This window comes from Porphyrobacter sp. TH134, assembly GCF_002855495.1.
GTDB lineage: Bacteria > Pseudomonadota > Alphaproteobacteria > Sphingomonadales > Sphingomonadaceae > Erythrobacter.
Genome location: NZ_PKRO01000058.1, coordinates 1 through 13306, shown reverse-complemented (window position 1 = coordinate 13306; position 13306 = coordinate 1). Strand labels below are relative to the sequence as shown.

Genomic DNA, 13306 nt, shown 5'->3' with positions numbered 1-13306 from the left:
CCGAGGCCGGCCCCTGCCTTGCCGCGCCGGATGCCATTGCCGCGATCAGAGAGGGCGCGGCAGTGTGGGATCTGGTGATCACCGATTACGACATGCCCGGCATGACCGGGGCCGAGCTGGCGCGCAGCTTGCGCAAGCTGCGCCCCGATTTGCCGATCGTGCTGCTGACCGCTCAGCCGCGCATCCACCAATTGCATCAGGGCCAGGTCGGGCTGTTTGACGGTGTGCTCGGCAAGCCCGCCGGCACAGCGCAACTCGCTTCGGCTGCTATTGCCGCGCTGATGGCAGCGCGTGAAAGGACCACAAAGTGCACATCCTGATTGCCGATGACCACGAATTGCTGCGCGATGTGCTGCGTTCCTACCTCGAAGCCGAAGGGCAGTTTGCGGTGGAAACAGCCGCCAATCTGAATGACGCGCTTGGCTGCATTGCTGCGGCACAAACTCCATTCGATCTGGTGGTGCTCGATTACGGGATGCCGGGCATGGAGGGCTATAGCGGGCTGGAACAGGCCATTGCTGCCAACGGCGGGGGGCGGGTTGCGCTGATGTCGGGCCTCAGCCCTCCGGGTGTCGCGGAAAAGGTGCTGGCGCTGGGCGCGGCAGGATACCTGCCCAAGACCTTGCCGGGCCGATCGCTTGTCAATGCGATCCGCTTCATGGCGGCGGGCGAGACGTACATGCCGCTGGAGCTGCACCGTCCCGCGCAGGCCGAAGAACCGTCACCGTCCGGCCTGTCGCCGCGCGAAGTCGAAGTGCTGGCGCGGCTCTGTGCGGGCAAGGCCAACAAGGAAATCGCCCGCGATCTGGGCCTGCGCGAACCGACGATCAAGCTGCACGTCAAGATGATCTGCCGCAAGCTGGAAGCCCGCAACCGGACTCACGCTGCAATGATCGCGCGCGAGCGGGCCCTATGCTGACGTTGTGCTGAGCCGGACAGGACAGCAGCGTCAGGGCGAGGGCGGATTGCTGTCTTGTTCGGCGGCTTGCTTGGCGGCCTTCTCGGCCCGGGTCTTCTTGAGCAGCCGGTCCATCGACAGCCACTGCCACAGCCCAAACCCGATCGCGATGCCATAGAACAGCACGAGTTCGATCCAGCCGTAATTGCCGCTATTCATGGCGTGTCTCCTGAGCGTGTTCGGCAAGGAAGGCAGCGATCAGCGCGGCGGCCTGTTCGGGGGCTTCCTCATGGGCAAGATGGCCCAGACCAGCCAGAACGTCCAGCCGGGCCCCCGCCAGCCAGCCCGCCGCGTCTCTTGCCCAGTCGAGCGGGATCGCCGGATCATTCGCGCCGTGGACCAGCAGCACCGGATTGCGCACCTCGCCCATCCGTAGTCGCAGGCCGGGCAAGTCCCAGTTCGCCATCATCGCCAACGCCCCGCCGGCATGGCCGGGGTGTTTGAGCAGCGTGCGATAACAGGCCAGCCCGTCTGCATCGATCTGCGAGTGGGTGGAGCGCCACAGGAACTTTCTGGCGCCGCCGACAAGATCGATGCTGCTGGCAAAGATGCGGGGCACGAAGGGGTTGACGAACAACGCCTTGGCCACCGCCGGAAAAATCTGCGCGAAGGGGCCGGGGAAGGGGCGCAGGGCGGAGTTGAGGCCGATGACCGGGCCGGTGAAGCCGTGATCCAGCGCCACTTGCAGCGCAATCGCCGCGCCCGCCGAATGGCCGATGATCGCTGTGGGCTGAACGTCCAGCGCTGTCAGCAGCGCGACAATCTCGCGCGCCATCGCGGGCAGGCTCATCGCGTAAGCATCGTGCCCGGTCGTAAAGGCGTGGCGGGGAAGATCGGGCGCGATCACGGTGTGGGTCTTAGCCAGCAGCGGCATCAGCCCGCGCCATGAATGGACAGACGCGCCCGTGCCGTGGAGCAGCAGTAGCGGCGGGCCGGAACCCATGGTTTGCACATGCCAGCGGGCGCGGCCCACCTGCACGAACGCGCTGGTATCGCGGTGCGGCCAGATCAGGCCCTCGCGGTTCCAGTCGAGCGCGCTCATGCCGCCTTGCCGATCGGCTGGACAGCGTTGATCGCGGCTTGGATCATCCGCGCATCGGCGCGCGGCAAGGCGAGGAAGCGGCCGCCCAGAGCGCGGGCGAGTTCTGCGCCTTCGGGGCCGGGGCGGGCCGAGATATCGACCACCAGCGCATCAATCCCGCGCGCGTGGATAGCCTTGGCGGCAGCTTCGGCATCGGCGGCAGCCTGCGGCCGGCCGGGGGCGCCGTCGGCGGCGATATTCGCGCGGCCATCGGTCAGGATCACGAGCGCCGCACTGCGCCCGCGCGCGATCACCGCTTCGGCGACCTCGCGCGCGACATTGAGGCCCATGGCGAGCGGCGTGCCCCCGCCGCCGGGCAATTCGGCGAGCGTGCGCCGCGCGCGGGTGAGGCTGCGGGTCGGCGGCAGGATCAGGTCGGCGCTTGTCCCCCGAAACGCTACCAATGCGACCTCCGACCGGGTGACATAGGCTTGGCCCAGCATCAGCTCGACCGCGCCCTTGGCCTCGGCCAGGCGCGCTGCGGCGGCAGAGCCTGAGGCATCCACGGCAAAGATCGTGACGCGGGGGCTGCGTTCCTCAAACCGGCGGATGCGCAGGTCTTCCTTGCGCATGATGATAGCGGAATTGGCGTCTGCACCGGCCTCGCGCTTGCGCACCGCCTGCCACGGCACGGCAGCCCGCAGGCTGTCGATCAGCGCCAGCTTGGCCCCGCCGCGCGGCATGCCAGGACGCGCCCCCAAGGGCTTACCGCGCGTGGCGGCTTTGCGTTTCTGGCCGGTGCCGCTGCTGCTAGCCCGGCGCGGGGCTTTGCCTTGGGCAAGCTGTGCCAGCAGGTCCGCCGGGATTGCTGCCTTGGCCGCTTCGACCAGCAGTTCGGACAGATTAGGCTCGGGCTGTTGCTGTTCGTTGTCAGTTTGATCGTCCCGCTCGCTGTCCGGGGGCGGCGGCGGAGGCTGGTCTTCGGGGGGCGCATCCTCTTCGGGCGGCGGCAGCCGGGTGGCGCGCGGGGCGAGCACCAGCCGCACTGCGCCTGCCAGATCACTCTTGGTTGCCGCATCCCGGCCCGCAAGCGCGGCGAGACCGCGCGCGGCGGCACCGGCAAAAATCAGCGCCCGCACGCTGTCCACCCCCAGCGCTTCGGCGGTAGCGGCCAGTGCGCGCAGAGCATCATCATCAAGCGGCGCGACCTGTGTCAGCGTGCCTGCCGCAGGTTCCAGCGTCACGCCGCGCCATTCGCGCGAGGCGGCCAGATCGCATGCAAAGGCGAGCCTTTCGGTCAGGCTGACGGGCGGCACCTCCTCAGCCTCCGTTGCATCGTCCAGCAGCACCAGCGCGGCCTGGCCGTCGTCAAGCGCCTGGGCAAGACGCCCGGCGATGCTGCTATCCATCCGTTCGGCCATGCCTGCGAGCAAGGCCCCGCCGCGCGCTTCCTCGATCAGCCCGGTCTGACGAACCGGGCGGCCGGACGACAGGCTGGCGGCCAGATCGATCCCGCCCAGCAGGCGCTCGTCATCGACATGGCCCGGCATCCGTCTGAGTGCGATTGCCGCTCCCAAAGCCGCCACCAGCGCATCGCGCGCCGGGCTGGACCCGCGCAATGTCATTCCCCTGAACACCTGCGGCGCGAGCACGAACAACCGCGCCGCCAGCACCGCATCGGCCAGCGGATCGGCGGCGCTGCCGGGCATCATCCGAACAGCTCGGCAATCGCCCGGGTAATGCGCACGGTGGAGCCTGTCTCGTCCAGCACATCGCGCCGCAGCCGGTGGCGCAGTGCGAGGGGCGCGATGGTGACAAGATGCTTGCGGGTGACGCTTTTGGCGCCGTCCAGCGCCGCCAGCGCGCGGGCTGCCCGCATCAAGGTCAGCTCGCCCCGCAATCCATCCGCGCCCACAGCCAGGCACAGTTCGGCGGCATCGCGCAGCACATCATCCCCCGCCTCCAGCTTGGGCAGGCGCGCCTTGCCCTTGGCGACGCGCTTCAGGATTTTCTCGTCTTCCCCTGCCCAGCGCGACGCAAAGCTCTGCGGATCGCGCTCGTTCTCGGCGACGAGGCGCATGATCGCGATGCGCACTTCGATATCCTTGGGGCTGCGCACTTCGACCGACAGGCCGAAGCGGTCGAGCAATTGCGGACGAAGTTCCCCTTCCTCGGGGTTGCCGCTGCCAATCAGCACGAACTTGGCCGGGTGGCGGACCGAAAGCCCTTCGCGTTCAACCACGTTTTCGCCCGAGGCGGCCACATCCAGCAGCAGGTCGACCAGATGGTCTTCGAGCAGATTGATCTCGTCGATGTAAAGGAAACCCCGGTGCGCCTTGGCTAGCAGGCCGGGTTCGAACGCCTTTTCGCCCGATCGCAGCGCCCGCTCGAGATCGAGGCTGCCGATCACCCGATCCTCGGTCGCGCCCAGCGGCATGTCGACGAAAGGGACGGCGCGTTTCACCATCTTGCCGGTGCCGCACACGCCCGGATAGCGTGCCTGATCGTCCGCCGAACAGCCATAGACACAGCCATCGGCCGCCATGATCGGTGGCAGCAATCCGGCCAGCGCGCGCGCGGCGGTGGACTTGCCGGTGCCGCGGTCGCCGAACACCATGACACCGCCAATGCTGGGATCGACCGCTGCAATCAGCAGCGCGAGTTTCATTTCGTCCTGACCGACGATCGCGGAAAAAGGGAAGCGTGCCATGTGGGGAGCCTTGTGAACCGTTGAAGCGTTTCGGACAAGTCATGTGACAGGCCGGCTGGACAGTTTTTATGCGCTGCCACATGACGGTGGCGGGTGGTCCAGGAAGCTAGCGCTTCCCCAGCCGGTTCAGCACCAGCACGGGCAGTAGCCCCGCTGCCAGCAGGATGAGCGCGGGGATGGCGGCTTCGACCAGGCGTTCATCACTGGCAAGGCGATAGGTGCGGGTGGCCAGCGTCTCAAGGTTGAAGGGGCGCAGGATCAGCGTGGCGGGCAGTTCGCGCAAGGTGTCGATGAACACCAGCGCGCCGGCCCCTGCAAGGCTCGGGGCGAGGAGAGGCGCATAGATCCGCGCCAGCACGCGGGCAGGGCCAGCGCCGAGGCTCCGCGCGGCGGCATCAAGGCCCGGCGGAATGCGCGCCAACCCGCTGCTGACGCTGTTATAAGCGACCGTCATGAAGCGCACCGACAGCGCATAGACCAGCAGGGCGCTGGTGCCGGTCAGCAGCAACCCGCCGCTCCAGCCCAGATTGTCGCGCGCAAACCGCGTGAGGCTCTGATCGAAGCTGCCGAGCGGGACCAGCAGCCCCACAGCCAGCAGCGCGCCGGGCAGGGCATAGCCCAACGTCGCAACCCGGATCGCACTGGCGACGGCGCCCGATGGCGACCGCGCGCGCGCAAAGGCCAGCAGCAACGCCGCGAAAAGGCACAGGGTAGCGGTCGCAAGACCCAACCACAGGCTGCCGCGCAGATAGGCGGGAAGTTCCCCCGCTGCGGCCTGCGCGGTGTCGGTTAGGGCAAGGCTCGCCAGATAAGCAGCCGGCAGCACAAAGCCGATCAGCACCGGTATCATGCAGGCGACCAGCGCCAGTCCCTGGCCCAGCGCAGACAGCGCGACCAGGGGGTCATCATCATTCGGGCGTGCGGCAAGGCCATCGCGGCTGTCGCTGCGCCCGCGCCGGGTGCGGGCTTCCCATGTGACCAGCGCGATCACGAACACCAGCATGACCGCCGCCAGCTTCAGCGCTGCTGCCTTGTCGCCCATGGCCAGCCAGGCGCGGAAGATCCCGGTCGAAAAGGTGGGGATCGCGAAGTATTCGGCGACGCCAAAATCAGCGAGCACCTCCATCAAAACCAGCGCGAGGCCGCCGGCAATCGCCGGGCGGGCCGCCGGAAGGGCGACCTGCCAGAACGCCCGCGCCGGGCGCGCGCCCAGACTGCGGGCGGCACGAAACTGGGTGCGGCTTTGCGTCGCAAAGGCGGTACGCGCGAGCAGATAGACATAAGGATACAGCACGAAGCCCAGCACAAACGCCCCGCCGCCTAGCGAGCGGATGTCGGGAAGGGCGTAATCGTCCGCTCCCCAGCCCGTCGCTGCGCGCAAGGCCGTTTGCACCGGACCGGCAAAATCGAGCATGTCGGCATAGATATAGGCGGCAAGGTAGGCAGGCAGCGCCAGCGGCAGCACCAGTGCCCAGCCCAGCAGGCGGCGCCCCGGAAACCGCGTGGCGGCAATCAGCCAGGCGCAGCCGGTGCCCACGCTTGCGGCAATGCCGCCAGCAAGCAGCATCAGCAAAGCGGTGTTGGCGATGTAGGTCGGCAGGACGGTCGCTGCCAGATCGCGCAGGCCTTCACCCGCGCCTGCCAGCGACGCCCACAGCACAGCGCCAATCGGCAGCCCCGCCAGCGCTGCAATCATCAGCGCCGCCAGTGTCCAGCCGGCCGCGTCTGCGGGTTTGCTTGCCTTGGGAGCCGCAAATTGCCTAAGGCGGCTCACCTGAAATCCCCAACTGGAATGGGCAGGATCCGTCATTGAGCCTCGAATTTCGTCATATTGCCCATGCTTATGGTCAGGTGCAGGCGCTGGAGGATATCAGCTTCACCGCGCCCGCGGGTGAGATCACCTGTCTGCTTGGCGCGTCGGGTTGCGGGAAGTCAACACTGCTTGGGCTGACGGCGGGCTTGCTGCGCGTACAGCAGGGCGAGATCGCGCTGGGGGGCGCGGTGCTGGCTGACATGGCCGCCAGCCCTCCGCCAGAGGCGCGCCCGGTGGGTCTGGTGTTTCAGGATGGCGCCTTGTTTCCGCACATGACGCTCAGCGCCAATGTCGCCTTCGGGCTGCCGAAGGAGCGGCGCGGTGAGGCGGATGGCTGGCTCGCCAAGGTCGGCCTTGCAGGCATGGGCGCGCGCTATCCGCATGAACTTTCGGGTGGCCAACAACAGCGCGCCGCGCTCGCCCGCGCGATGGCACCGCGCCCGCAGGTGCTGCTGATGGACGAACCCTTCGCCAGCGTCGATATCGTCCTGCGCCGCGCGCTGCGCCGCGAATGCCGCATCCTGCTGCGCGAAGCAGGCTCGACCGTGATTCTCGTCACCCACGATCCGGCCGAGGCGCTGGACATCGCTGACCGGATTGCGGTGATGGAAGGCGGGCGGATCGTCCAGTTCGGCACGCCTGAAGAGCTTCACGGTGCCCCTGCCAATGCGGCTGTCGGCGCGATCTTCAGCGGTGCGCAAATCATCGCAGGCGCCCGTACCGAAGACGGTCTGGATACAGCCTTCGGTCTGTGGCCTTTGGCCAGCCTTGGTGCCGGCCTGCCCGAAATGCTGCCGCCCGGTCAGGCGCTTGATCTGCTGGTGCACGCTGACCGGCTGGTGCCGGTGGCTGATGTGCGCGGCTGCCGGGTGCGCGACGTCCACTTGCTGGGCCCGCGCAGCCGCGTGCTGCTGGAGGGCGCCGAAGGCGCGGCCATCTCGGTCGAGACCGCGCTGCCGGTCGACGCGGGCAAAACTTACAGCGTGCTGCCCGATCCCGAAAGCGTGCGGGCCTTTGTGCGCAGTTCGGCCTTGCAAGCGACGGGATAATATTGCAAGTCATTCGCAACAATCCACAGAAAGCCCTCGTTCCGATGAAAAGACTGCTTCTTGCCGCCCTTGCCAGCGTTAGCCTTGCCGCCTGCGCGCAGGACAGCGAGGGCGGCGGCGAGAGCGCGCCGATCACGGGCGAGGTCAACATCTATTCCTCGCGCCACTACGACACCGATCTGGCGCTCTATGAAGATTTCACCAAAGAGACCGGGATCAAGGTCAACCGGATCGAAGCCGATGCCGACGCGCTGATCGAACGGATCGGCGCCGAGGGCGAATTCAGCCCGGCTGACCTGCTGATCACTGTCGATGCCGGTCGCCTGTGGCGGGCCGAGGAAGCGGGCATTCTTGCCCCCGTCGATTCGCCGCTGCTGAAGGAGCGTCTGCCCGAAAACCTGCGCCATCCCCAAGGCCTGTGGTTCGGCCTGTCGACCCGCGCGCGGATCATCATTTACGACAAGGCCGCCGGCGTTCCGCAAGGCCTCGCCAAGTACGCCGATCTCGCCAATCCTGCCTTCAAGGGGCAGGTCTGCATGCGTTCGTCGTCCAATATCTACAATATCTCGCTGCTCTCCAGCATCATCGCCCACAAGGGCGCGGCCGAGGCGGAAAGCTGGACCAAGGGCGTGGTCGCCAATTTCAAGCAGCCCCCCCAGGGCAATGACACGTCGATGATCGAAGCGGTGGCCGCCGGCCAATGCCGCATCTCCGTGGTCAATACCTATTACCTTGCGCGCTATGCCGGTGGGGACGCCAAGGGCAAGGCGATCTTCGACAAGGTCGGCGTGATCTTTCCCGATCAGGCGGGGGCAGGGACCCACGTCAATGTCAGCGGGGCAGGGCTGGTCAAGACCGCCCCCAACCGCGACAACGCCATCAAGTTTCTCGAATACCTGACCTCCGAAAGCGCGCAGCGGTATTTTGCCGATGGCAATAACGAATACCCGGCCGCCATCGGGCTGAAGGCCAATTCGGCGGTGGAAGCGCTGGGCGCTTTCAAGGCTGATACCCTGAGCGTCGCGGACATTGGCAAGGGGCAGGCCGAAGCGGTGAAGATTTTCGACCGCGCCGGCTGGAACTGATCGGCGGGGGGCGGTGCCAGCGCGCAAGGCGACAAATCAAGGCCCGCTTTCACCCCATATCGCTAAACTGTCTTGAAGGGGGCGCGCTTGTCGTCCATTTGCGCCCCCATTCCGGCCGCACAGCTGCGCGGCGCTGACTCTTTCTTCGAGGCCCGTTTTGAACCAGCCCACTCTGACCCGCGACCAGTTCACTGAAAGCGCGGCGCTCTCCGTTGAGACGATCACCTATGTCCACCACTGGACCGACGGGCTGTTCACGCTGAAGATGACGCGCCCTGCGTCCTTCCGCTTCCGGTCGGGCGAGTTCGTGATGATCGGCCTGCCGGGCGACAACGGCAAGCCGCTGCTGCGCGCCTATTCGGTCGCCTCGCCTTCGTACGAGGAGGAATTGGAGTTCCTGTCGATCAAGGTGCAGGATGGCCCGCTGACCTCGCGGTTGCAGCACATCAAGGTCGGCGATCCGATCTACCTCGGCAAGAAGCCGACCGGCACGCTGGTGACCGACGCGCTGCTGCCGGGCAAGCGATTGTTCATGCTATCGACCGGCACTGGCCTTGCGCCCTTCATGAGCCTCGTGCGCGATCCCGAGGTTTACGGGATGTTCGAGGAAGTGATCGTGGTGCATTCGGTGCGCAACGTGAACGAGCTGGCCTATCGCGAGCTGCTGGAAAGCAAGCTCGAAGGCGACCCGCTGCTCGAAGACGAAGACCGCGCGAAGATGATCTACGTCCCCACCGTGACCCGCGAACCCTTCCGCACGCAGGGCCGGATTCAGGCGCTGATCGACGATGGGCGGCTGTTCGAGCAGTCGAAGGGCCCGCAGCGGTTCGTGCCGGACGAAGACCGCGTGATGCTGTGCGGGAGCATGGCGATGATCAAGGACCACGCCGCCGATCTGGAACGCCGCGGGTTCGAGGAAGGCGCGAACAACAAGCCGGGGCAGTTCGTGATCGAGCGGGCGTTTGTGGGTTAGTCCCCTCCCGTCGCCCCGTGCTTGACACGGGGCTTGGCTGCCCTTTGTCCGGACTCCAAGAAGAAGCCTAGCCCCGGATCAAGTCCGGGGTGACGAAGTGGCTTGAGTTCAGACCTCATCCGTCACCCCAGCGCAAGCTGGGGCCTAGAGCCTCACAGGGCAGCGCTTGCCGCCCTAGGTCCCAGCTTTCGCTGGGATGACGATAGGGACGTTCTACAGCCGCTCACGCTGTTTTTACCGGTAGGCCGCCAGAATTGATGCGCGCCCGGTAGTCCTCATGGAGGACGGCACCCTTCAGGCTTTCGCGTTCATCTCCGCGATTGACGGCAAGGTCCAGGCCGGACTTGAAGCCCGCACCCATCAGATAGACCATTTGGAAGACGGCAGCATCGACCACATCCCTGATCAGCGCCTCCAAAGTCTCATCGTCGATGCAAGCGATCGAGTCCCGCAAACAAAGAAGGCGCTCATTCGGCTTGCGTCCCAGCGGGTCTCGATAGGATTTCAAGATGTCTCCGGGCATCGATTGGAACTCTAATATGATCGCCTCAATCATCTCGGCTGTAAGCGTTTCCATGCGTCCCTTTCGTGCTGCGATCCATGAGATCGCCAACTTATCATGATGTTCGCATTGCCCTCATCCCGCAAGCCGCGGCCCACCCCCACTTTCGCGCTTGACCCTCACCCCTTCGCGCTGTTCAATCGTCTCAAATCAAAACCCATTTGCCCGGAGAGAACCCCCATGCTCGCGACTTCCTATCGCACCGCCTATAATGAAGACCACGAAGCCTTCCGCGACACAGTCCGCAAGGTCTTTGCCGAGCATCTGACCCCGCACATGGACCAGCACGAAGCTGACGGCATCGTCCCGCGCGACGTCTGGAAAAAGATGGGCGACGCGGGCATGCTGTGCATGACGGTGAAGGAGGAAAACGGCGGCCTCGGCCTCGATTTCGGCTTCAACTGCGTGCTGACCGAGGAGCTGTCCTACCTCGGTTCCTCGGCGGGCTTCACGCTCCAGAACGACATCACCGCGAACTATTTCGAGCGCCTTGGCAACCCCGAACAGCGCGCCAAGTATCTGCCCGGCATGGTCAGCGGCGACATCATCACCGCGATTGCCATGACCGAACCGGGCGCAGGCTCCGACCTTCAGGGCATCCGCACCACGGCGAAGAAGGACGGCAATCACCTCGTCATAAACGGGTCGAAAACCTACATCACCAACGGCCAGAACGCCGATTGCGTGATCGTGGTCGCCAAGACCGATCCCGAAAAGGGCGCGAAGGGCATCAGCCTCGTGCTGGTCGACGCCGACACCCCCGGCTTCGAGCGCGGGCGCAATCTCGACAAGATCGGGCAGCACGCCGCCGATACCTCCGAGCTGTTCTTCAACGATTGCCGCGTGCCGATGACCAACATCCTCGGCGCGGAAGGGATGGGCTTCGTGCACCTGATGGAAGAGCTGCCGCAGGAACGCCTCGGCATCGCGGTCGGCGCGCAGGCGGCGGCGCAGCGGGCGTTTGACGAGGCGGTGACATTCACCAAGGACCGCAAGGCTTTCGGCAAGACCGTGTTCGAATTCCAGAACACCAAGTTCACCCTCGCCGACCTCAAGGCCAAGCTGCAAGTGGGCTGGGCGCATCTCGACTGGGCGATCCGCAAGCACCTCGCAGGCGAGCTGACCACCGCCGAAGCCAGCGCGGCCAAGCTGTGGCACACCGACCTCCAGTGGGAATGTTGCGACACCGCGCTGCAACTCCACGGCGGGGCGGGCTACATGAACGAATATGCCATCGCCCGCCTGTGGCGCGACGCGCGGGTGACGCGGATCTTCGGCGGCACGAACGAGATCATGAAGGAAGTGATCTCGCGGAGCATCTGAGCCTTGATTCTCCCCTCCCCGGCGGGGAGGGGTTGGGGGTGGGGGCTCTGCCTCCGCGGCCGTCGAACCCCCATCCCCGGCCCTTCCCCAAGGGGAAGGGAGAAGAAGTGCGGAGCAACCTGACATGACCGATCCCCTCGACTTCACCGGCAAACGCGTCCTCGTCATCGGCGGGTCGAGCGGGATCGGGAATGGCATCGCGCACGGGTTCCGCCAGCGCGGGGCGAGCGTGACCGTCACCGGCACGCGGCCCGATTTCGGCGATTACCTTGAGGCTGAGGATTCAGACTTCACCGGCCTCGATTACTGCCAACTCGACCTCACCGATCGCGAGGCGGCGGACAGGCTGGCGGAAGATTTCGGCTCTCTCGATGTGCTGGTGCTGTGCCAGGGTACTGTGCGTTACGGGCGGCAGGAGTTCACCCGAGAGGGGTGGGATGCGGTGGTCGACATCAACCTCAATTCGGTGATGGACGCCGCCCGCGCCTTCCACCCCGCGCTGGCGCAAACGCAGGGGACAATCATCATCGTCTCCAGCGTCGCCGCCTTCCAATCGACCATCGGCACGCCTGCCTATGCGGCATCCAAAGCGGGTGCGGCGAGCCTCACCAAGACGCTGGGCGAGGCCTGGGCGCGCGATGGCATCCGCGTCAACGGCATCGCGCCGGGGCTGGTGCCGACCAAGCTGACGAGCGTCACCACCAATAGCCCCGAACGTCTTGAGGCCAGCCTCAAACGGATCCCCCTGCGCCGCACGGGCACGCCCGAAGATATGGCCGGTGCCGCGCTGTTCCTTGCTTCGCCGCTGTCGGCCTACATCACCGGGCAAACGCTGGTCGTGGATGGGGGGTTGACCCTGTCCTGAGGGGGTAAGTTGATGAAATGCCATTTGAATTGCGGCATTCGGGCGCGCTGTGCTCCAACATTCCAACAGCGCCTCGCACCCGCGCAGTCTGATTGCGACACGCCGCTGTAATTCCGTCATAAACGCGTCACACGCCTGCGCCACTCCCCGGTGAAACCGGGGCACGCAAGCGCATGGATGTCGTCAATATCTTCCTGACAGGCGAACTGGGCGAAAGCCTTGATGATTTCGTCCATGATCAGCGCCGCTTCACCTTCGACCGGCTTGGCCCGGAAGGCCCACGGCGGCTGGTCGAAGGGCCGATGTGGGCCTTTGTCGACTGGGTGATGCCCGACCTTGCCGGACTGGAACTGTGCCGCCGCCTCCGCGCCGATCCCCGCACGCAGGACGCGCATGTGACGATGGTGCTGGAAGCGGACGATGCCGAGGATCGCCGCCGTGCGCTCAGGGCAGGGGCGGATGATTACGTGATCGGGCCGCTGACGCGCACCGCCGTGCTCGACCGGGTGCTGGCCCTGCAATCGCGCGGGGCAGAGCGGCACGCGACCCAGCGGTTCGAGCTTGGCGCGCTGGTGATCGACATGGCAGCGTTGCAGGCGCGCTGGGCAGGCGTGCCGATCGTGCTGCGCCCCAACGAATTCCGCCTGCTGCGCTTCCTTGCCGAAAACCCCAATCGCGTGCTGACGCGCGAGGACCTGATCGGCGGCCTCGGCAAGCGCGAGCCGCCGATTGACGAGCGCACCGTGGACGTATGGATCGGCCGCCTGCGCCGCGCGATCAAGGCCGCAGGCGGCGGCAACCCGCTGCGCACGGTCAGGTCACTGGGGTATGTCTTCGACGTGGGGTGAGGGGTGTTGAAGGACAGTTCACAGGAGCCGTAAGGCGACATCCAGCTTTACGAGGTGTCGCCTTGGCCTGATCGATTTCCCGGCGGATGGTCTTCCGGG

General features: G+C 66.1%; 14 protein-coding genes. 8 read left to right on the top strand and 6 right to left on the bottom strand.

The window, feature by feature from the left end; genetic code table 11:
- Together C0V72_RS15105 and C0V72_RS15100 are read left to right on the top strand one after the other, a co-directional pair.
- Positions 1–320 (top strand): response regulator (locus C0V72_RS15105; protein ID WP_143704628.1); only part of this gene is annotated, 320 nt, incomplete at its 5' end.
- Positions 308–919, top strand: a complete 612-nt coding sequence (locus C0V72_RS15100) for a response regulator (protein WP_101794967.1) — start codon at positions 308–310, stop codon at positions 917–919. The genes C0V72_RS15105 and C0V72_RS15100, both read left to right, overlap by 13 nt.
- A gap of 30 nt (positions 920–949) precedes the next feature.
- On the opposite strand, the gene C0V72_RS16475 is transcribed toward C0V72_RS15100, so the two are convergent.
- From C0V72_RS16475 to C0V72_RS15080, 5 genes are all read right to left on the bottom strand, one after another.
- A complete protein-coding gene (locus tag C0V72_RS16475; RefSeq protein ID WP_172439057.1) occupies positions 950–1117 on the bottom strand; it encodes a hypothetical protein in 168 nt (55 codons plus the stop codon).
- Complete coding sequence (gene bchO / locus C0V72_RS15095; RefSeq protein ID WP_101794966.1) at positions 1110–2000, bottom strand: alpha/beta fold hydrolase BchO; 891 nt, start codon at positions 1998–2000, stop codon at positions 1110–1112. Before bchO ends, C0V72_RS16475 begins: the two co-directional genes overlap by 8 nt.
- The gene (locus C0V72_RS15090; RefSeq protein WP_324761550.1) at positions 1997–3691 is read right to left on the bottom strand and encodes a magnesium chelatase subunit D; all 1695 of its coding nucleotides are present in this window, start codon (positions 3689–3691) and stop codon (positions 1997–1999) included. The genes bchO and C0V72_RS15090 overlap by 4 nt, the downstream gene beginning before the upstream one ends.
- Positions 3688–4689, bottom strand: coding sequence for a magnesium chelatase ATPase subunit I (bchI, locus tag C0V72_RS15085; RefSeq protein WP_101794965.1), 1002 nt, complete (start codon positions 4687–4689; stop codon positions 3688–3690). The genes C0V72_RS15090 and bchI overlap by 4 nt, the downstream gene beginning before the upstream one ends.
- Before the next feature lie 106 nt (positions 4690–4795).
- A complete protein-coding gene (locus tag C0V72_RS15080) occupies positions 4796–6463 on the bottom strand; it encodes an ABC transporter permease (RefSeq protein WP_233999974.1) in 1668 nt (555 codons plus the stop codon).
- Between the two features lie 35 nt (positions 6464–6498).
- Here C0V72_RS15080 and C0V72_RS15075 point away from each other — a divergent pair, with 35 nt between their 5' ends.
- The 3 genes from C0V72_RS15075 to C0V72_RS15065 all read left to right on the top strand — a co-directional run bounded on the left by C0V72_RS15075 (position 6499) and on the right by C0V72_RS15065 (position 9609).
- Positions 6499–7551: an ABC transporter ATP-binding protein gene (locus tag C0V72_RS15075; protein ID WP_233999973.1), complete on the top strand. Its 1053-nt coding sequence runs from the start codon at positions 6499–6501 to the stop codon at positions 7549–7551.
- 44 nt (positions 7552–7595) lie between these two features.
- Positions 7596–8636: a Fe(3+) ABC transporter substrate-binding protein gene (locus tag C0V72_RS15070; RefSeq protein WP_101794964.1), complete on the top strand. Its 1041-nt coding sequence runs from the start codon at positions 7596–7598 to the stop codon at positions 8634–8636.
- Positions 8637–8793: 157 nt separating this feature from the next.
- On the top strand, positions 8794–9609 hold the full coding sequence (locus C0V72_RS15065; RefSeq protein WP_101794963.1) for a ferredoxin--NADP reductase: 816 nt from the start codon (positions 8794–8796) through the stop codon (positions 9607–9609).
- A 223-nt stretch (positions 9610–9832) separates the two neighbouring features.
- Here the strand turns inward: C0V72_RS15065 and C0V72_RS15060 are convergent, their stop codons facing one another.
- Positions 9833–10186, bottom strand: a complete 354-nt coding sequence (locus tag C0V72_RS15060; protein ID WP_101794962.1) for a hypothetical protein — start codon at positions 10184–10186, stop codon at positions 9833–9835.
- A 165-nt stretch (positions 10187–10351) separates the two neighbouring features.
- On the opposite strand from C0V72_RS15060, the gene C0V72_RS15055 reads away from it, so the two are divergent.
- The 3 genes from C0V72_RS15055 (at position 10352) to C0V72_RS15045 (ending at position 13207) form a co-directional block, all read left to right on the top strand.
- Positions 10352–11494, top strand: a complete 1143-nt coding sequence (locus C0V72_RS15055; protein ID WP_101794961.1) for an acyl-CoA dehydrogenase family protein — start codon at positions 10352–10354, stop codon at positions 11492–11494.
- Between the two features lie 124 nt (positions 11495–11618).
- Positions 11619–12359 (top strand): SDR family NAD(P)-dependent oxidoreductase, encoded by a 741-nt coding sequence (locus C0V72_RS15050; protein ID WP_101794960.1) that lies wholly within the window; start codon positions 11619–11621, stop codon positions 12357–12359.
- Between the two features lie 173 nt (positions 12360–12532).
- The gene (locus C0V72_RS15045) at positions 12533–13207 is read left to right on the top strand and encodes a response regulator transcription factor (RefSeq protein ID WP_101794959.1); all 675 of its coding nucleotides are present in this window, start codon (positions 12533–12535) and stop codon (positions 13205–13207) included.
- Positions 13208–13306: the final 99 nt, after the last annotated feature.

What these genes read in the sequence shown, in the direction of transcription:
- C0V72_RS15060 (WP_101794962.1), bottom strand. Translation starts at nt 10,186, where the DNA reads ATGGAAACGCTTACAGCCGAGATGATTGAGGCGATCATATTAGAGTTC.
- C0V72_RS15045 (WP_101794959.1), top strand. Translation starts at nt 12,533, where the DNA reads ATGGATGTCGTCAATATCTTCCTGACAGGCGAACTGGGCGAAAGCCTT.
- C0V72_RS15090 (WP_324761550.1), bottom strand. Translation starts at nt 3,691, where the DNA reads ATGATGCCCGGCAGCGCCGCCGATCCGCTGGCCGATGCGGTGCTGGCG.
- C0V72_RS15050 (WP_101794960.1), top strand. Translation starts at nt 11,619, where the DNA reads ATGACCGATCCCCTCGACTTCACCGGCAAACGCGTCCTCGTCATCGGC.
- C0V72_RS16475 (WP_172439057.1), bottom strand. Translation starts at nt 1,117, where the DNA reads ATGAATAGCGGCAATTACGGCTGGATCGAACTCGTGCTGTTCTATGGC.
- C0V72_RS15070 (WP_101794964.1), top strand. Translation starts at nt 7,596, where the DNA reads ATGAAAAGACTGCTTCTTGCCGCCCTTGCCAGCGTTAGCCTTGCCGCC.
- bchI (WP_101794965.1), bottom strand. Translation starts at nt 4,689, where the DNA reads ATGGCACGCTTCCCTTTTTCCGCGATCGTCGGTCAGGACGAAATGAAA.
- C0V72_RS15055 (WP_101794961.1), top strand. Translation starts at nt 10,352, where the DNA reads ATGCTCGCGACTTCCTATCGCACCGCCTATAATGAAGACCACGAAGCC.
- bchO (WP_101794966.1), bottom strand. Translation starts at nt 2,000, where the DNA reads ATGAGCGCGCTCGACTGGAACCGCGAGGGCCTGATCTGGCCGCACCGC.